12 protein-coding genes, 1 rRNA gene and 2 pseudogenes are annotated in these 18,071 nt (G+C 69.7%); 7 read left to right on the forward strand and 8 right to left on the reverse strand.

Annotated features, from left to right (window positions below):
• Positions 1 to 166: 166 nt before the first annotated feature.
• A 5S ribosomal RNA gene (gene rrf / locus AC1DK4_RS39550) occupies positions 167 to 280 on the forward strand.
• Positions 281 to 403: 123 nt separating this feature from the next.
• Here the strand turns inward: rrf and AC1DK4_RS39555 are convergent.
• The 6 genes from AC1DK4_RS39555 to AC1DK4_RS39580 form a co-directional block, all read right to left on the reverse strand.
• Positions 404 to 1,897: a C25 family cysteine peptidase gene (locus AC1DK4_RS39555; RefSeq protein WP_441612735.1), complete on the reverse strand. Its 1,494-nt coding sequence runs from the start codon at positions 1,895 to 1,897 to the stop codon at positions 404 to 406.
• The gene (locus AC1DK4_RS39560) at positions 1,894 to 3,225 is read right to left on the reverse strand and encodes a hypothetical protein (RefSeq protein ID WP_441612736.1); all 1,332 of its coding nucleotides are present in this window, start codon (positions 3,223 to 3,225) and stop codon (positions 1,894 to 1,896) included. Before AC1DK4_RS39560 ends, AC1DK4_RS39555 begins: the two co-directional genes overlap by 4 nt.
• Before the next feature lie 75 nt (positions 3,226 to 3,300).
• Positions 3,301 to 7,116, reverse strand: a complete 3,816-nt coding sequence (locus tag AC1DK4_RS39565; RefSeq protein ID WP_441612737.1) for a WD40 repeat domain-containing protein — start codon at positions 7,114 to 7,116, stop codon at positions 3,301 to 3,303.
• Between the two features lies 1 nt (position 7,117).
• A complete protein-coding gene (locus tag AC1DK4_RS39570) occupies positions 7,118 to 9,172 on the reverse strand; it encodes a CHAT domain-containing protein (protein WP_441612738.1) in 2,055 nt (684 codons plus the stop codon).
• A 14-nt stretch (positions 9,173 to 9,186) separates the two neighbouring features.
• Positions 9,187 to 9,333, reverse strand: a complete 147-nt coding sequence (locus AC1DK4_RS39575; protein WP_441612739.1) for a hypothetical protein — start codon at positions 9,331 to 9,333, stop codon at positions 9,187 to 9,189.
• 471 nt (positions 9,334 to 9,804) lie between these two features.
• Positions 9,805 to 10,632, reverse strand: coding sequence for an IclR family transcriptional regulator (locus AC1DK4_RS39580; RefSeq protein ID WP_441612740.1), 828 nt, complete (start codon positions 10,630 to 10,632; stop codon positions 9,805 to 9,807).
• Positions 10,633 to 10,797: 165 nt separating this feature from the next.
• Here AC1DK4_RS39580 and AC1DK4_RS39585 point away from each other — a divergent pair.
• The 4 genes and pseudogenes from AC1DK4_RS39585 to AC1DK4_RS39600 all read left to right on the forward strand — a co-directional run bounded on the left by AC1DK4_RS39585 (position 10,798) and on the right by AC1DK4_RS39600 (position 14,944).
• Positions 10,798 to 11,420, forward strand: a pseudogene (locus AC1DK4_RS39585) (enoyl-CoA hydratase/isomerase family protein).
• Positions 11,421 to 11,430: 10 nt separating this feature from the next.
• Positions 11,431 to 12,639 (forward strand): CaiB/BaiF CoA transferase family protein, encoded by a 1,209-nt coding sequence (locus AC1DK4_RS39590; protein WP_477132213.1) that lies wholly within the window; start codon positions 11,431 to 11,433, stop codon positions 12,637 to 12,639.
• Between the two features lie 43 nt (positions 12,640 to 12,682).
• Entirely contained in the window at positions 12,683 to 13,849 is a 1,167-nt protein-coding gene (locus tag AC1DK4_RS39595) for an acyl-CoA dehydrogenase family protein (protein ID WP_441612743.1), read from the forward strand.
• Between the two features lie 87 nt (positions 13,850 to 13,936).
• The gene (locus AC1DK4_RS39600; RefSeq protein WP_441612744.1) at positions 13,937 to 14,944 is read left to right on the forward strand and encodes a Bug family tripartite tricarboxylate transporter substrate binding protein; all 1,008 of its coding nucleotides are present in this window, start codon (positions 13,937 to 13,939) and stop codon (positions 14,942 to 14,944) included.
• A 112-nt stretch (positions 14,945 to 15,056) separates the two neighbouring features.
• Here the strand turns inward: AC1DK4_RS39600 and AC1DK4_RS39605 are convergent, their stop codons facing one another.
• On the reverse strand, positions 15,057 to 15,293 hold the full coding sequence (locus AC1DK4_RS39605) for a DUF2188 domain-containing protein (protein ID WP_441612745.1): 237 nt from the start codon (positions 15,291 to 15,293) through the stop codon (positions 15,057 to 15,059).
• A 331-nt stretch (positions 15,294 to 15,624) separates the two neighbouring features.
• Here AC1DK4_RS39605 and AC1DK4_RS39610 point away from each other — a divergent pair, with 331 nt between their 5' ends.
• Entirely contained in the window at positions 15,625 to 16,116 is a 492-nt protein-coding gene (locus AC1DK4_RS39610; RefSeq protein ID WP_441612746.1) for a cysteine hydrolase family protein, read from the forward strand.
• A gap of 24 nt (positions 16,117 to 16,140) precedes the next feature.
• On the opposite strand, the gene AC1DK4_RS39615 is transcribed toward AC1DK4_RS39610, so the two are convergent.
• Positions 16,141 to 17,541 carry a dihydrolipoyl dehydrogenase gene (locus AC1DK4_RS39615; RefSeq protein WP_441643632.1) on the reverse strand — a complete coding sequence of 467 codons (1,401 nt, stop codon included), beginning with the start codon at positions 17,539 to 17,541 and terminating at the stop codon, positions 16,141 to 16,143.
• Between the two features lie 372 nt (positions 17,542 to 17,913).
• Between AC1DK4_RS39615 and AC1DK4_RS39620 the strand changes: the two are divergent.
• Positions 17,914 to 18,071: pseudogene (locus tag AC1DK4_RS39620) on the forward strand (carbonic anhydrase); the annotation flags it as partial.

The raw sequence follows: 18,071 nt of genomic DNA on the forward strand, positions 1-18,071 counted from the left end.
TAAGCTAACCAGTACTAATTGCCCGTAAGGCTTGATCCTATAACCAGTGTGTTTCTCCTGGTATGACGTATCGCGTGCCGCTAGCAAAGCTCGGCCGATACCTCGCAACCTGACTACATCCCTATTTGCTGTGCTGGCTCAACSCCRGCACGGCACACCGTTTATGCCTGGTGACCATAGCGAGTTGGAACCACCCCTTCCCATCCCGAACAGGACCGTGAAACGACTCCACGCCGATGATAGTGCGGATTACCCGTGTGAAAGTAGGTAATCGCCAGGCTCTCCCTTGAACCCCCCCAGTACGCAAGTACTGGGGGGTTTTGCTTTTGGGGCGGCTGATTTATAGCGACCAATTTGCAGCAACCGGTCCGCGGCGGCGGTGTTGCGGTCCCGAAATGCCCGTCTAGCCCGTCGGTGCGCCGGTCGCGGCCATATCCCGTACCCTCAGCCGCACGGCCGGATCTCCCAGCACCACATAATTGCGCGCGTCATCGCGCGCCACCCATCGCAGCGCGATATCGGTATCCGGTACCGCGGCCCCCGCGCAGCGGTCGCGCAGCAGGTCGGCCAGCTCCGTGCTCAGCGCGGCCCAGCGGATATTGAAGCGATCGGTGGCCTGCCCAACACGCTCGCCACGCAACAGGCTGCCGACCACATCGCGGAATCCCTGCGTCTGCGGATCGGCACGCTCGGACTGGAAGCCGTAGGCCCATGCCCGGTCGACATGCCCGAGCACGGCGAGGGCGCCGCCATGGCGATGCGCGAGCAGGCGCTGCGGCAGGCGCGCGGTGAAAGGGGCGGGTGCGAGGCGGGCAGGAACACCCGCGCTGCCTGCGGAGATGCCGCTAAAATTGTCGAATTCCGGGCATCCTGCGCCAAAACAGGCAAAACAGAACTGGATAAGCCCGTGACACTGCGCGTCGTCGGGGACGTCCTGCGCGGCGAACCAGTGCTCGGGACCGATCTTGCCGTAGCCGGGCCAGTCCTGGCAGACCAGGGCACCCTGGGTGTCGGCGAGGCGCGCGTCGTCGGCGCGCAAGGCCATGCCATGGGAGCCGGTGAAGAGCAGGGCAGGCTGGCCACCGGGGCTTTTGCCGCGCAGGACGTCGGTGAGGGCGGCTTTGCTGGCGGCTTCGCCCAGCAACGCCTGCATCGAGAAGCCCTGGCGTTCGCCCAAGGGCTTGGCCTGCGCGGTGCCCTGGCCGAGCGGTGTGGCCAGTTGCCGCGTGAGCAGCTGGGTGGCGCGGTCGAAGTCGTGGCAGGTGGCGAACAGCGCGATGCTGCGGCGAGCCGCCACGCTGGCGGCGGTTTCATAGGCAACGACGCTGTCCGCATAACTGCGGAAATCCGCCATCTCCTGAAAGTCCAGCCGGCCGACCGCCCAGTAGAGGTCGAGCGTGTACTGGAAGGCAAACGAGATCTTGCCGGGGGGGCCGATCAGGACGAGGTAATAGGGCACGCCCAGCGCGGGATCGACCACGTTGAGCGAGACCTTGTGCCGTGCCAGCCAGGTCGCGGCGGTCTCGCCCGGCAGGCAGCCGTCGGCGCCCTGGAACACCGTGATATCGCCCGCCTCGCGCCGCCGCCAGGCGATCAGAGGCGCCAGCGCATCCAGGTAAGGCGCGGGATCGACGTCGGAGGGGAATAGCAGGCCCCAGCCGGCCTCGCCCAGCTTGTCGCCGTCGATGTCGCCCAGGACGGCATAGGTGTCGGCCTGCCGGGCCTTCTCCGCGGCCCGTTCTGGCGCGCGGCGGCCGGCCTGCTCGTGCGCGGCGAAGGCCTCGATGCCCTGCGCATCGAGTTCCGCCAGCGGCCGCCCGGTGTCAGCCTGGATGCCGAGCGGGAGCGGCATGGAGTCGCCGCCGCCGGCCGGCGTCGGTTCCGGTGCCGGGCTCATGATGCCGCTCCGGTCAGTGCGGCCTGCCAGATCAGGTGGGCCACCTCGGGGCCGTCGATATCGTTGTGCGCGCCCGAGACCCCGCTCTTGTGGCAGATGAATTCGCTGGCTTCGATGTTGAGCACCTTGCCGCGCGCCATGTCGTAGCGCCCGTCGTAAGGCATCATGGCCGCGTCCGCGCTGCCATCCACGCCCTGGATGCCGAAGGCGCCGATCGCCCCGAAGGTGGGATAGGCCTGCGCCGGATCGAAGGCAACCTGGCCGGCCACGCCCGCGGCCCACGGATAGAAGGTGCCGACCGCGCTGTCATGCCGGGAGCGGGTGACCACCAGCGGGCCGCTGACCTTGCCATCTTCCAGCAGGTGGCGGCAGTAGCCAGCCGTGCCTGGCCGTACCGGGATGTCCGGCGCATAGGCCCAGAGCGACATCGCGCCCTGCACCAGCACGCACGAAGCCACCGGGCGGCGCAGCGCCGCGGTCCCGCCTGGGCCGCCCAGCGTGGCGGACATGACGACGGCGCCGAAGCTGTGGCCCATCAGGTGCATGCGCGCGCCCGGAAGCGCGTCCTCGATGCGGTTCAGCAGGGCATGCACGCCTTGCTCGCCGACGGTCTGCCCCCGTTTTTTCATGCTCCAGAAGGACAGCTGGCGCAGTGGCGCCAGGATCCCGCCCAGCAAGCCGCTACCGCCGAAGGCGGCGCCGAGCTGGCTGGCTTCGGCGAAGGCGGCATCGGGATCGAAGGGCAGCCGGTCGGAGCCGGCGTCACCGCCCACGCCCGCGCTGCCGAGCGCAAGCGCCTGGTCGAGCTGCCGGTAGGCCTGGCGCGCGTCCTGCGGCAGGCTGGCGGCATCGGCCTGGGTGCGTGCGGCTTCGAAGATGGCGGCGAGCGCGGCGCGCACGGCCGGGGTATCGCCGAGGCGCTGCGCATAGGTGTCGATCATTGCCTGCGGGCCGCCGCCAGCCTGCGGCGCAAAGCTGGCACCGTCGCCCATCTCCTCGTCCCCCCAGGGCAGGCTGGGCCAGTGCAGGCCGATGTGGGCAACGGCCAGGCCCGGATGCCGCGCGCGCATTTCCTGCTCGTCGCCGACACTGCGCGAGAAAGCGCCGATCCAGCGGTCGTACTGCGCGCGCGCCGCTGGCAGGTCGCCCTGCCAGCCGTGGCTCCAGAAAAAGACATCGGTAGGCGGTGCGGCCTGCCATTGTTCCAGCAGCCGCGCGGACAGGTATCCGCCGGTGCCGTCGGGGTCGTCGCTGCGTTCGTTGCCTGCCTCGTCGAGCGCCAGCAGGGCGTAGGTGGCGCTGCTGCCGGCAATGTCCTGGATTGGCATGAGAAATCCCTCGTCTGAGAACCTGGCCGGCGGATCTTTGTCGATGCGCCGGCCAGTCCGTGGTGCCCGGCGCGCTCAGCGCGGCTCGCATGCGCTTGGCTGCGGTGTATCGCCCGGGAAGAAATCCGCTTTCTGTCTGGCGGTAAAGCCGCCGCCGGCAATGGCGCAGGCTTGCCTGCGCCATTGCTCCATGTCCAGGTCCCAGATCGCCGCCAGCGCGGTCCCCGCGGCGTATAGCCAGCGCCCGTCATCGCTCACGGAGAGCGCGGCGATCGGTTGCCGCTGGTCGCGATACAGTGTCTGCGGGATGGGCAGCGGCCGGTCGGTCTCGCGATCGAGCAGGAAGAGATTGCCGTGGTCGTCCCCGGCGACGACAAACGGCGCGTCGGGCACGGCCAGCGCGGTAATGACGCCTGCCGCATCCTGCTTGAGGATGATGGGTGCGGCCTGCGCCGGCGGCGGCAAGGCCGCGGCAGCCTTGGGCAGCGCCAGCCGGTACACCTTGCCGAGATAGTTGCCGGCCACCAGCGTGGCGCCGCGCGCGTCGAAGGCAAGGCTGGTGATCTGGCCGCGCGGCAACGCCTCGAAGCGCTGGACCAGGATCGCTTTGGTATCCAGGCAATCGGCGCCGGGTGGGCCGATCCGCCACAGGCTGATCTTGTCGTCCTCGGCCACGGCCAGCTCGGCCGTTCCCGGCCTGAAGGTGGCATAGGCGGCGTGCACGAGCGGATCGGGCAGCGGGATGCGGCAGGTGGCGGCGTCGGCGGCGGTCGATGGCGCGGCTGGGGTGGCGGTAGAGCCAGATCCTGCCGGCGCGGCCGCGCCGGCATCGGGCGCCAGGCGCCAGAGTTCGAGGCGACGGTCCTCGGCCGGTTCGCCAGAGCGGATTGCCAGCAGGCGGCCGTCCTCGCTGAGTGTCAGGCGGGCGCCGGCACCGGCCATGACGCCGGGCAGGATGGCCTTGCCGCTGCCGTCGGCCGCGAGCAGCCAGATCTGGCCGTTGTCATCGGCCACCGCAAGACGCCGCGCGCCGCGTGCCCAGTCCAGCGCCCGCACGGGGGCGGCCGGCAGGGCGACGGGCCGCCTGCTGGCCGGCTTGCCCGCCTCGGTCTGGAGCAGGACGAGCTTGCCGTTCTCGGTCGCGGCAACCAGAGGCGGGGCGATGCCGGCCAGCGCCAGCAGCAGCGGGGGCGCGCTGTCCTGCCCGCGCGAAACGATGGTAGCCATCGGGTGCCGCGGCGCGTCGAAGCGCATCTGCAGCAGTTCGCCTTGATCGGTCGATGCCAGGAGGCGCTGGTCCTTGCCCGCCAGCGCGAGTCCGGTGATCTGGCTTGGCAGGTCGAGCAGCTCGTTGCGCGTGAATTGCATGCGCTCAGGTTCGAGCCGCCAGCGGATCACGCGGCCGTCCCAGCCGCCCGAGAGCAATTGCCCGTCGTCGGTAAACACCAGCTGCACCACGGCGTCGTCGTGGCCCAGCAGCGCACGCGGCCACAGCGTGCCATCGGCGGTGCGCCACACGCTGATGCGGCCGCCGCGCGTGCCGGCCACGGCAAGGCTGCCGTCCGGACTGACGGCGATGCTGTGGTAGCCGGCGAACCAGTCGGTGTTGTCGGCCGGCGCGGCCAGCTCCTGCTCGGGTGTGCCCAGCACCGCCGGCGCTGCCTGCGCATCATCCGGCAGGCGCCACAGCCTGGCCTTGCCATCGCGCCCCGCCGTGGCAAGCTGCCGGCCCTGGCCGAACAGCGCAACGTCGGTGACGCGCAGCGCGTGCGCGCGCCCGCTTGCAATCGGGCTGCGCCAGGTGTCCCCGGCCTTGGTGAGATCCCACACCGCAATGCGGCCGCGGTCGTAGCCCGCCACCAGCCGCTGGCCGTCGCCGGACAGCGCGGAGACCGGACCCCATCCGCCTTCGCGCCTGGCCCCCGCCGGCAGCGACAGTACCGTCGCGCGTGCCGGCTGGGCGATATTCCACAGCGCCACGCTGCCGTCCTGCCCGCCGGTGGCCAGCGTGCCGGCCCCCGTCAGCGCGACCACGCGCACGCCCTCGGGATGCTGGTTGCGCAGCGCGGTCTCGTCGAGCCGCACGGTATGCCCGCCGGGACCGAGCCCGGTGATATCCACGATCCAGTGGCCACCGCCCAGGCGCGCGCTGACCCGATAGCCGGCATCGGCCTGCACCGCCAGCATCTGCTGGTCCGCGCGCGCGAGGTAGGTCTCGATATGGCGGGCGCGGTTCATCGTGCCGACCAGCGAGCGCCGGAAATCGAAGGCTTCCGGACGCTTATGGCTGTGTTGGCCGCGCGTGCCTTCGACCGCGGCCAGCAGCGCGGCGTCCGGCGCCGGTCGCGAGCTGAGCAGGGAGAACAAGGCGTTCTGCATGGCGAGGTCCTGCTTGGTCGTGCGCAACTGCCACGCCAGCACCACCACCACGATGAGGAACAGCAGCGTGGCGCCCGCCAGCGAGTAGCCGAAGATGTGCCAGCGCCGGGCGCGCTCGCACTCGGCGCGATGGCGCTGGTAGGCGGCCAGGAAGCGGTTCTCTGCTTCGCTGTGCCGGTCTTCCGCTTCGAGCAGGGTGTCGTCGAGTTCCTCGGTGGAGGTGAGCTTGCCGAACACGCCCGGGTTCTCGCCCGACAGCGCCCACGCCCGCGCCAGCTGCTTCCAGTGCGGCAGGTACTGGGTGCGCCACTGCGCATTGCTGGCGCGGACCGGCTCGATCAGCCGGTCGTGCGCCAGTTCGAGCCATTGTGCGTCCTGGCGGCTCTGTGCGCGCACCAGGTGATATTGCTGCAGGATGTCGAGCTCGGCCGCGGTGGGGGAGTTGCGCAAGCCTGCATCGAGCGTTGCCTGGGCACGCATATTGTTGGCGGTGATCAGGCTGTTTTCGATCCAGTCGCGCACCACGCGCTGGCGCAGCCGCGTGCCGCTGGCCGCGTCCAGCGTCATATTGCAGTAGGAGGCGAGCGCCGCGCTGGTATCGAGCTGCTGCACCTGCTCGAGCGTGATGGTGCCCCCGCCCGCGGGCGGCCCGTCCGGCCCGAAGCACGCCTGCCACAGGCTCAGGGCAACCACCTGCAACTGCACGGGCTCGACGAAGCGCCCCTCGCGCAGGCTGACCTGGCCGGCGGCGTCGCGCGTGCGCACCTGGGCGAGGTCCTTCACGAGCCGGCGCGCGGCGTCTTCGCGGAAGTCCACGCCGGCCGCCATAGCCGGGCCGCGCAGGGCTTCCAGCGCCTGCTCCCTCGACAGCAAGTCGATGCGCATGGTGTTCGTGAGGCGCGTCGGTACCAGGTCGCGGTAGGCGTCCAGCCACGAAAAATACTCCTCCCGCATCGCCACCAGGGCCCAGACCGGGCTGCCGCTGCGGCCCAGCAGTTCGCCCAGTTGCGCGAAGAAGGCCTGCTTCGCGCCGGTGTCGGTACTGTCGAGCGTGAAGATCTCCTCGAACTGGTCGAGCACGATCAGCAGCCGCCGCGTGCGGCCGCCCGTGCTCTGGTCTTCCAGGCGCGCCAGGCAGGACAGCAGCGTATCGTCCGGGCGCGGCCTGAGTTCGCTGCGCGCGGCCCAGCAGTGCAGCACGCTGGTGACGTAGCGGTTCTCGCCCTCGTACGGCACGCTCACGCGCGCGGTCGGCAGCACGTCGAAGCGGTCCGCCAGGCGCGGGCGCAGCCCGGCCTCGATCAGCGAGCTCTTGCCCGCGCCGGAGGGCGAATACAGCAGGACGACGCGGTCGGCGATGAGGCGGTCGCGCAGTTCCCCGATCTCCGCGTCGCGGCCGAAGATCGGGTCGGTCTCGCCCAGCGGCATCGGCCCGATATAGGGCCCGCGCGCGCTGGCGCGTGGCTCGGGGGTCTCGGGTGCGGCGTTGGCGGGAGCGGGATTGGCTGCCATCTCATCCTTCCAGGCGCCGCAACAGTTCGGTGGTGAACATGCCCACGTCGCCCCAGTACAGCTTCAGGCGCGCCTTGTCCTGGAAGTAGCGCTCCAGGTAGCGCCGCGCGCTGACCGGGTCGACGATGCTGTTGGGGTCGAGCTGGGCGGACAGGTGCTGGTACTCCTGGCGCAGATCCGCGCCCTCCAGGTTGAGGATGCTGCGGAACAGGATGCGGAATTCCCACGACTGCACGTCGAAGCCGACGAACAGCAGCGCGCTGTCGTTGAGCCGTGCGCGCACGGAAAGCGGTATCGCATTGCGGTTGACCGAGACGCTGGTGAGGTAGTCGAAGTACTGGTCCTCGGTGAGCACCAGCGAGCCGGGCTCGCGCAGATCGCCGAACAGCTTGAGCACCATCGGCGCCTGCGCGCTGGGATTGGCGCGCTTGCGGCCTTCGGCCAGCGTGTCGTCGCAGGCTTCGGCCTGGCGGTTCCAGCGGCACAGCCGGATGCCGGGATCGGCGCCGCCTTCGCGCAGGGCGTCGGCCAGCAGGTCGCTGGGGTCCGTCGTCAGGTAGACCGGCAGCTTGAGCCGGGCCATGGCGCGGTACGGGTTATTGCCATCCTGCTGGCGCTGCGCGCGTCCCACCGCGCAGACCACGTCGCCGAGCTGGGCGATGATGTCTTCGTTGCGCAGCGCGCAGAGCGCCGGCGGAAGGATGTCGCGGTACTGCTGGCACAGGTGCTGGTAGGCGAACTTGTAGAACAACCGGCGCGGAAACACGCCTTGCTGGGACACCGCCAGGTATTGCGCCACCTGCGGCAGTTCATCGCGCTCGTGCGCCGCCATGGGGAAGTGATAGGCCTCGGCCCACATCTGCGCCAGCTGCAGGCGCGAGCCGAACACCGTCTCGCTCATCGCCGGGCCGAGTATGGGCGTGGTCTCGCCATGCTGGATATTCTCGATGACGGCGTGCCAGGCATCGGTGCCGTCACCTTCGTCTGGACCGAAGCCCGGCGGGTAGAAGATGCGGCCGCTGTCGAGCCGCGTGAACACCGCCGGCATCCACCAGTCAGGGAACTGGCTGACCGCCGCGCGCGCCACGCCGGCCGCGCGGTCCACCTCGCCGTGATCGCGCAGCTCGCCGAAGAACACCGGCATGAAGGCACTCATGGTGGCCATGCCCACATTGCCCTGCATGGCCAGCACCGCCGGCACTCCGGCCTGCGCCAGCAGCGGGCCCAGCGCCATCAGTGTACTGCCGCCGCGCGCGGCGCCCGCGCCGGCGCTCTGGCAGGAGCACAGCACAACCAGGCCGGGCGGGCGGTCCAGGGTGCCGATGCGGTTGACCAGCACGCTGCCGGGCACCAGGTCGCGCGAGCCATCGATGCGTTCGAGCCACAACATGGGCTCGCCGTCCACCAGCGCCCCGTGGCAGACGAGATAGAGCACGTCCACGCCGTCGCGCAGCGCGCTCAGCAAGCGCTCCACCGACGCCTGCCCGGGTTCGGCGAGAACCGTGACCGGCACCGGAGCCAGCGCGGCGGCGGCCCGCGCGGCCTCGCCCGGCGCGTCGATCGGCGTCAGTTCCGGGCCGAGTCCGCTCGGATTGGCCACCACCACCACGGCCGTCACGTCGTTCTTGGCGCGCAGCTTGGGCAGGCGCATCTCGCGCGCGAACAGATAGCGCGAGAAGAAGCAGCGCTGCGCGATGAAGAGTGCGTGCTCGCCGGCGGGGTCGAACAGGGTTTCCCAGGGCAGCGCGTGCAGCTCGCGCGCCTCCACGCTGATACGCAGTCGCACGCGCAGGTCCAGGCGGCGCTCGTCCGCCGCGGCTTGCGCGGCCACGAAGGCGTCGCGCACCACCGGGTCGGCGAACAGGCTGGCTGCGAGGGCGCGCCCGCAAACCTGCGGATCGGCATCGCGCAGCGCAGGCGCGTCCGGCGCCAGCGCCAGCGGCACGCGCGGCGTGATGGCGTCGCCCTCCGGCACGCGATGCCGCGCTTCCACCTCGTACCTGCCATCGCTATCCGTACCGATGACGATCTCGAGTTCCGAGTAGTTGCGGGGCATGGGCGTCTGGCCGGCTACGCGCAATCGCGCCGATCGCCTGGCAGCACCAGCGACCTGGAGCGCGCTGGCAGCGGGGCAACGCGGGTGGGGTTGACCTGGCCGCTGCTGAACAACGCCTCGCAGTCGCGGCGCGGTGCAGCTTTCAGCGCGATGGTGATCATGGTCCCTCCCCGCAGGTCCGGGCTTTGCGCAAAGGCGCGCGACGGCGCACCGCACCGGTCCCGGCAAGGCAATGCTGGCGGCCCGCGAAGCGGGGGCCTGTGTTTATTCATCCGTTCTGGCTTCCCTAGCTAATGAATATGATATTTGCGAAAAATGCAATTTTCGTCGCCGTCGCCGTGGCGGCGAGGGCAGGGATGGTGATGCAAGCGCCATCCGGCACGGAGCCGCGTGCCGTTGCGTGCGACGCGGCGCAAGCACGCATCCGTTGGCACCTGCCGATCACCGGGCCGTGATGTTGGCCGCGTTGGCCGCGCCCGGACACCGCGCCTGTGCGATGCCCGGAACCCCATGCCGAACGACGCAACCGCCCGCCGGAGCCGGCGAACGTTGCCGCCGCCGATGCCGCTGCTGATGCCGATGCCGCTGCTTAAGCCGCCGCACGCCGGCGCCTGAGCCCTGCCGGGCTGCATTCACGCGGCCGCGCCATCTCCGCAGGCCGCCACAATCTGCGCGATCAGGCCGAGCAGCAGCGGCGCGTAGCGTTCGACATCGCGCGGCTTCTCGCTGGCCTTGTGCGGAAAGCTGATATTGAGTCCGTACCATTGATGGTCCGGCCCGCGGAAGGCCGCGCCCACGGCGGTCAGGTGACCGGGCTGGTAGTTGGCGCTGCAATAGCCCAGCGCCTGTGCCTGCGCGATGCCCCGCCTCACCTCCCTGCGCAAACCTGGCCATTGCTCGCCGGCCTTCTCGGCGATCTTGCCAACCAGGTCTTCGCGCACGCCGGCGGGCAGCGCGGCCAGATAGGCCAGGCCGATCGCCGTCAGCTCCATCGGCACGCGCGTGCCAGGCGCCACGCGCCGCGTGCGCGACACGCTGTCGCGGCTGTGGCGTACCGATGCCAGGTAGACCATCGCAGTCTGGTCGCCGACCGCCAGCCCCACGTTGACCTTCTCCGCCTCGGCGATCTTGCGCATCAGCGGCAGGGCGATATCCGCCACCACGGTGGCATGGCGGAACGCATCGGCCAGGCTCAGCACCACGGCCGCCAGCCGGTAGGCACGCTCGGTGGTGTCGTAGTGCAGGAATCCGGCATCGACCAGCGAGCGCGTGAGCCGGCTCACGGTAGGACGCGGCAGGCCCGTACGGGCGGCCAGGTCGGCGTTGGTCAGGCTGGAGGAGCCGACGCGAAAGGCACGCAGCAGCGTCAGGCCGCGCTCGAGCGACTGGCTGCCTTCGGTCTGGCGGGTGAAACGGCCGGTGCTGTGCGTGATCTGGCGGGTCGAGGTGGCAGCGGGCATGCGAGTGGATTGGCGCACCTTGCGAGCCGCCAGTAATTTCGGTATCCGAAATTGTAGTGTAGCGCCGCCGACGGCATCGGCGAATACTGTCGGCTAGTGGTGCGGCGCCGGCAAGCGGCGGCGCGGCCTTTCCCCGTTCTCCATCATCCACCCGGAGCCTTCGCCATGACCTTGGCATCCCAGCCGAAAATCCATCTGTCCCGCGACCAGCACGTCGCGCAGATCGAGATCTCCCGCCCACCCCACAATTTCGTCGACGCCGATGTCATGCGCCGGCTGGCCGAAATGCTGCTGCAGCTCGACGAGGACGACAGCTGCCGCGCGGTGGTGCTGTCGTCCGGTGGGGCCTGGCGCTGGTGGCGGATTTTCGCGTGACCTGCCCGCAGGCGCGCTTCAGCGCCAGCTTCAACCGGCTGGGCTTTCATCCCGGCTTCGGCATGAGCGTGACGCTGCCGCGCCTGGTGGGCGAACAACAGGCCGCGCTGCTGTTCTATACCGGCCGGCGCATCGGCGGCGAGGAGGCGGTGCGCATCGGACTGGCCGATGAACTGGTGGCACAGGGCGAAGTGCGCGCGCGCGCGCTGGCGCTGGCGCACGAGATCGCGGCGTCGGCCCCGCTGGCCGTGGAAAGCACGCGCGAGACGCTGCGCCTCGGCCTGGCCGACCGCATCGCCGAGGCCAACCGGCGCGAGCTGTCCATCCAGCGCGTGCAGTTCGCCACCGACGACTTCCGCGAAGGCGTGGCGGCCATGGCCGAGCGGCGTGCGCCAGTATTCCAGCGCCGCTGAGGGAGGCCACATGCACAAGCCAACTCCGGCTTCGGCCGGCCCGCTGGACGGCATCCGCGTGCTCGACCTGACCTCGGTCGTGCTGGGCCCGCTGGCCACGCAGGCGCTGGCCGACCTGGGTGCCGACGTGATCAAGGTTGAAGGCCCGGAGGGCGACCTGATGCGCGCCAACGGCGTCTCGCGTCATGCCGGCATGAGCTCGATCTACCTGGCGCTCAACCGCAACAAGCGCTCCGTGGTGCTGGACCTGAAGACGCCCGCGGGCGCGGCCGCGCTGCGCCGCCTGATCGCCGGTGCCGACGTGCTGGTCCACAATATGCGCGTGGCCGCCATCGAGCGGCTGGGCTTCGGCTATGCCGCGGTGGCGGCGCTCAATCCGCGCATCGTCTACTGCGTGGCCACCGGCTTCGGCCAGGACGGACCGCATCGCGACAAGCCAGCCTTCGACGACATCATCCAGGCCGCCTGCGGGCTGGTGGCGCTGGGCTCGGCCGCGGGTGGCCGTCCGGAATACGTGCCGARCCTGATCGCGGACAAGACCACCGGGCTGGCCCTGGCCAACGCCGTGCTGGCCGCGCTGCTGCACCGGGAGCGCCATGGCAGCGGCCAGTCGGTGGAAGTGCCGATGCTCGAAACCATGGCCAGCTTCGTCATGGCCGAGCACCTGGCCGGGCTCACCTTCGAGCCGGCCACCGGTGCCGCCGGCTACGCGCGCCTGCTGCAAGGCGGGCGCCGGCCGGCGCAGACCGCCGACGGCTGGATCTGCGCGCTGCCCTATACCGACCGCCACTGGAAGGCCTTCTTCCACGCGGTGGGCCGCGACGACCTGGCGGACAAATACAACATCGCCAGCCGTGCCCAGCGCAATGCCAATATCCGCGCGCTGTACCAGCACCTGGGAGACATCACGCCCACGCGCACCACGGCGCAGTGGATGGCGTTGTTCGGCGAGCTCGACATTCCCGCCACGCCGATCTGCACGCCGGACGAATTGCCGCAACATCCGCACCTCGCGGCGGTGGGGCTGTTCCAGCAGACCGAACATCCCACCGAAGGCCCGCTGCGCGAGATGCGGCCGGCGACGCGGTTTTCCGCCACGCCGCTGTCGCTGCGCCGCCATGCGCCCGGGCTGGGCGAGCACACCGAGGAAGTCCTGCGCGAAGCCGGGCTGGGGCCGGACGAGATCGCGCTGGTGGCGGGCGGCAGGAACGCGGCCTGATGCAGCCCGCAATGCAGGCGCACAAAAGACAAGGAGACAAGGCATGAATTTCGCACTGGACGAAGAGCACCAGATGCTCAAGGACCTGGTCGCGCGCTTCGTGCGCGAGCAGCTGATTCCGCTGGAAGCGGGCGTGCTGGCGCGCGAGGCGCAGGGCGGCCAGCTCGCGCTGCTGCCGCAGGAACAGGCGCGGCTCGACGGGCTTTCGCGCGAGCTGGGACTGTGGGGCCTGGACGCGCCGGCCGAGATGGGCGGCGCCGACCTGCCGGTGGTGGCCATGGTCGGCGTCAACGAGGAACTGGGCAAGACCATCACGCCCTATGACCTGCCGCCCGATTCGCCCAACTTGCGCATGTTGCTCAAGGCCGCCGACGAGGCCCAGCGCGCGCGCTACCTGGAGCCCTACGCGCGGGGCGAGACCATCTCCGCCATCGCCATTTCCGAGCCGGGCGCGGGCGGCGACCCGGCCATGATGTCCACCCGCGCCGAGCGCGAAGGCGACGACTGGGTGCTCAACGGCCGCAAGATCTGGATCAGCCGCGCCGCACGCGCCGACTGGACCATCGTGATGGCGGTGACCGACAAGGCGCGCGGCGCGCGCGGAGGCATCTCCGCCTTCCTGGTCGACCGCGGCACGCCCGGCTTCAAGGTGGAGCGGCGCATCCCGATGATCGGCGGTGCTTCCACCTATGAGGTGGTGCTGGAAGACTGCCGCATTCCTGGCACGCAACTGCTCGGCGTGGAAGGCCAGGGCTTCGCGCCGATGCAGGCACGGCTGTCGAGCCGGCGCGTGCAGATGGCGGCCTGGTGCATCGGCCGCGCCCAGCGCGCCCTCGACATGTTGTGCGAGTACGCGCCGCAGCGCCGCACCTTCGGCGCTGCGCTGGCCGATCGCCAGGCCATCCAGTGGTGGGTGGCCGATGCCGCCACGCGCATCCATGCCTGCCGTCTGATGACCTACGAGGCCGCCGCGCGCATCGACGCCGGCGACGAGGCGCGCACCCAGGTGTCGATGATCAAGGTGTTCGCCACCGAGATGGCCTGGGACGTGATCGACCACGCCATGCAAGCCTTCGGCGCGATGGGCATGACCAAGGAAATGCCGCTGCAGCAGATGGCCAACGAAACGCGCCTGATGCGCATCTACGAGGGGCCGTCGGAAGTGCACCGCTGGGTCATCGCGCGTGACCTGCTGGGCCTGAAGCGCTAGCGGGCCAGCCGCCCCGCGCTGTGAATCAATGCCATATCCGCACCGGGAGAACCCACTGCCGGGCGGAGCACCAAGGAGACAGACCGCATGACCCGCTCCACCACCTGTTCGCGCCGCCGTTTTGCCAGCCTTGCCGGCAAGGGCGCGCTTGCCGCCGCGGCCCTGGCGACCATTCCCGGCGTCGTCCTGGCGCAGCAGCCGGCGTTTCCCAGCCGGCCGATCCGCTTTATCGTACCGTTCCCGTCGGGCAGCGGCACCGACACCACCGCGCGCATGTTCGCCAAGAAGATCGGCGAGCTGACGGGGCAGGGCGTGGTGGTGGAGAACAAGCCGGGCGGCAACGGCTTCATCGGCGTGCAGACGCTGCTGAGCGCGCCGGCCGACGGCTACACGGTGTTCATCGGCAGCAACTCCACGCTGTCCACCAACGCCGCCACGTTCCGCAAGCTGCCCTACGACCCGCTGACCGACTTCACACCCATCACGCTGCTATCGCGCGGGCCGTGCCTGATYATCGTTCCCGCCAGCTCGCCGTACCACACGCTCAAGGCGCTGGTGGAGGACGCGCGCAAGCGGCCCGGCGCGCTCAACTATGGCACCGGCTCGGTCTCGTACACGCTGTACAGCGAATGGCTCAACGAGCAAAGCCGCATGAAGACCACCGCGGTGCCGTACAAGGGCGCCGGCGACGCCATCAACGGCGTGATGGCCGCCAACGTGGATTTCGCCGTGGTGGACGCCAGCGGGGCGATCGAGCTGGTCAAGGGCGGCAAGGTGCGCGCGCTGGCCTATACCGCGCCCCAGCGCTCGCCGTTGCTGCCGGGCGTGCCGAGCGCCGCCGAGGCCGGCGTGCCCGATTTCCTGGCCTACAACTGGGTCGCGGCGGCGGTATCGGCCAGGACGCCGGCACCCATCGCGCAACGGCTGGGCGAACTGTTCGCCGCTGCCGGCGCAGCCGACGACGTCAAGGAGTACTACCAGCGGCAGTCCACCGTGCTGATCCTCTCGACACCGGCGGAACTGCGCGACTACCAGAAGGAAGAGATCGCACGCTGGAAGCGGCTGGCCGCGATTGCGAAGATCGAGTTGCAATAGGCATAGGCAGCGCCGCCTCGGCGGTGCGGGCGCGTGTTTCTTCTCCGCGCCGGCGCCCGCCTCCGGCCGCGGGGCGGCCCGGCGCGCCGCAGGCGAGGCAGCCTGACCGCGCTCAGTTGAGCGACGATGACGTTCCGCCGTCGCCGAAATCCTTCCACCAGTCGAACTGGCCATCGCGCAGGTGCACGTAGAGGACGACGCGGTGCTCGAGCGCGAGTGCCGTGCCGGCCTCGATCGCGGCTTCGCGCGATATGCAGCTTGTCACGCGCCCGACACCCTCGACAGCGACGGTCCAGTGACCCTCGCTGCTCAGGATCACGTGAACATTGGAGTTAGCGGGCGTTGTCATGGCGGGCGATGGCCTGATGTCCGGCGCGGCGAGGACAGCGCGCACGGCGGGCGCGGACGGAGGTGGCGCAAGCGGGATGATTGGCGCAAGCGGCGCAAGTGCGCAAGTGGCGGATCCGGGGTTTCAATCGATTGTGCTCCATCAGGTACAGGAGCAGCCGCCGCCGTTCCCGTTGTGGAGTATAGATCGTGGAAGGCCCCCTCAGCTTCCCTTCAGCCCGCGGCTAACCGGGGCGGGGTCGCCGGCACGATCAGCCGGCCGGGGCTATCGAAACCCGTGGTGACTGTTCTATGATCCGGGCGAAACATGCGCAATGACAGACAAGGAGCCCATGCGTCAGGCACTACTGATCATCGATATCCAGCCGAGCTTCTCCCCGCCGCCCTGGCTGGTGGAACGGGTCGCCGCGCTGGTCGGCAGGCTGCCAACCGTTGCCACCGTCGAGCGCCACGATGAAGCCGTCACTCCGTTCCGGCGCCAGCTGGGATGGGCGCCGGCGCCGGCAGACGACAGCCTGGTCGCGGCCGACCAGGTGTTCGTGAAGCACGGCTACGCGCCTTCGCCCGACACCATCGCGCATCTGCAAGGCCTGAACCTCGACCGGGTGCTGGTCTGCGGCATCCAGACCGAAACCTGCGTGCTGGCGGCCGGCTTTGCCTTGTTCGATGCCGGGCTGCAACCCACTCTGCTCGAAGACCTCACGGTGGGGTCCTCGCTGGATGTGTCCGGCGGGCTTGGCATCAGGCTCTGGCGTCATCATTTCGGCCACGTCCTGCGGTCCGGCGATATCTGGTCGGAGAACGGGCCGGGCGCTGCCGCATAGCGCGCCCGCCGGCGAGGCTGCGGCTTACTGCTGTAGCCTCGCCGCCGCGTCCCGCAGCGCCGTGCGCAGCCCTTCTTCCACCACTGGGTGATAGAACGGCATGGCCAGCATCTGGTCGATGCTCAGTCCCTGCTGGCAGGACCAGGCCAGCAGGTGCGCGATATTCTCGGCGCGGGGGCCAATCCACTCCGCGCCTAGAAAGCGGCCGCTGGCCCGGTCCGCATAGACGTGCATCAGCCCGCGGTTCTTCAGCATGACGCGGCTGCGGCCCTGGTCCTCGAAGCTGACCTCGCCGCTGACAAAGGTGCCCGGCTCCAGGTCGGCGTAACGCTGTCCGACCATGGCGATCTGCGGATCGGAGAACACCACGGCGATCGGCGCGCGGCGCGGCACGGGCTTGATGGCGGGGTAGTTCGCCGCGTTCTCGCCGGCAGCCTTGCCTTCGTCGGCCGCTTCGTGGAGCAGGGGCAGGATATCGTTTGCATCGCCGGCGATAAAGACCGGGGCGTGGCCGCATTGCAGGGTTGCCGGGTCGAACCTCGGCACGCCGCCGGCGTCCAGTTCCAGCCCGGTATTCTCCAGGCCAAGGCCACGCACATTGGGGTGGCGTCCGGTTGCCGCCAGCACATACTCGAAGCGCTCCGTCACGCTCTGGCCCGCGTGGTCGATGAAGGTGATCACCGCTTCGTCGCCATCGCGGCGCATGCCGGTCACTTGCGCGGCCGGATCCAGCGCGAACTCGTCCTGGAAGGTCCGGGCCGCGTAGGCCTTGATGGCCGGATCCGACAATCCGCCCACGCCGCCCCGCGCGCCGAATACATGCACCCGCACGCCCAGCCGCGACAGTGCCTGGCCAAGCTCGAGCCCGATCACGCCAGGCCCGAATACCGCCACGCTGCGCGGCAGGTCGTCCCAGGCAAAGACGTCATCGTTGACCACCAGGCGCTCGCCGAACACATGCAGCGGCGCCGGCACCGCCGGGCTGGAGCCAGTGGCAATCACGACGCGGCTGGCCCGCACGGTGGTGTGCTCATCGACCTGCAGCACGGTGTTGTCGACGAACCTTGCGTATCCGCGGATGCGGTCTTCGGCCGGGATATTCTCCACGCCGCGCACGACAAAGGAGACAAAGCGGTCGCGCTCGCGCTTGACCCGATCCATCACCTCGCGCCCGTCGATGCGGATGCGCCCGTCGACATGCACGCCAAACGCCGCCGTGTGGCGCAGTTCGTGGGCCGCCTCGGCGGCGGCAATCAGTAACTTGGAGGGCATGCAGCCAACGCGCGCGCAGGTGGTGCCATACGGGCCACCCTCGATGATGACGGCGCGCTTGCCGGCGGCCCTGGCGGCCCTGGCGGCACGATAGGCGGCAAGGCCCGCGGTACCCGCGCCGATCACAGCGACATCGGTCTGAATCGTATTCATGTCTGTTCCCTTTGAATGGCCTGTGCCGGGGAGCCGCCCCGACCGCGCAAACCGCAAGACCATCCGGGGCCCGGTTGCGCGGGACCGGTGCGGGATCCCTGCGTTGATGGGCCCAATGTTAGGAGCGGGACATGGGCCTGGATATGGCGTGGCGTATCGATTTCATGACTATCCATCTCACCCGGCACCGGTTGCCGTAGCCACGCCCGGCCATGCCGGCGAAGCACAAGGCACCGCCGCCGCGGCAGTTCTAGCTATTGGTGTTGCCTATGGTTTGGATAATGAATCGGTCTTGGACCCTATGGCTGATCCGGTCCATTCTTGCTCCATCGAATCCCGATCCACACCAGATCAACCGATGGAGCGAAAGACATGCAAGAAATCATCGACGGCGTACTGAAGTTCCAGCGCGACGCCTTCCCCCAGCGCTCGGACCTCTTCAAGCGCCTGGCCACCAGCCAGAGCCCCAGCACCCTGTTCATCGCCTGCTCGGATAGCCGGGTGGTGCCGGAGCTGCTCACGCAGCGCGA

The organism is Cupriavidus sp. 05N38 (assembly GCF_056397345.1).

Excerpts from the sequence above, each read along its gene's own strand:
- AC1DK4_RS39560 (WP_441612736.1), bottom strand. The coding sequence starts at position 3,225 with ATGCCAATCCAGGACATTGCCGGCAGCAGCGCCACCTACGCCCTGCTG.
- AC1DK4_RS39570 (WP_441612738.1), bottom strand. The coding sequence starts at position 9,172 with ATGCCCCGCAACTACTCGGAACTCGAGATCGTCATCGGTACGGATAGC.
- AC1DK4_RS39580 (WP_441612740.1), bottom strand. The coding sequence starts at position 10,632 with ATGCCCGCTGCCACCTCGACCCGCCAGATCACGCACAGCACCGGCCGT.
- AC1DK4_RS39595 (WP_441612743.1), top strand. The coding sequence starts at position 12,683 with ATGAATTTCGCACTGGACGAAGAGCACCAGATGCTCAAGGACCTGGTC.
- AC1DK4_RS39575 (WP_441612739.1), bottom strand. The coding sequence starts at position 9,333 with ATGATCACCATCGCGCTGAAAGCTGCACCGCGCCGCGACTGCGAGGCG.
- AC1DK4_RS39565 (WP_441612737.1), bottom strand. The coding sequence starts at position 7,116 with ATGGCAGCCAATCCCGCTCCCGCCAACGCCGCACCCGAGACCCCCGAG.
- AC1DK4_RS39555 (WP_441612735.1), bottom strand. The coding sequence starts at position 1,897 with ATGAGCCCGGCACCGGAACCGACGCCGGCCGGCGGCGGCGACTCCATG.
- AC1DK4_RS39610 (WP_441612746.1), top strand. The coding sequence starts at position 15,625 with ATGCGTCAGGCACTACTGATCATCGATATCCAGCCGAGCTTCTCCCCG.
- AC1DK4_RS39605 (WP_441612745.1), bottom strand. The coding sequence starts at position 15,293 with ATGACAACGCCCGCTAACTCCAATGTTCACGTGATCCTGAGCAGCGAG.
- AC1DK4_RS39615 (WP_441643632.1), bottom strand. The coding sequence starts at position 17,541 with ATGAATACGATTCAGACCGATGTCGCTGTGATCGGCGCGGGTACCGCG.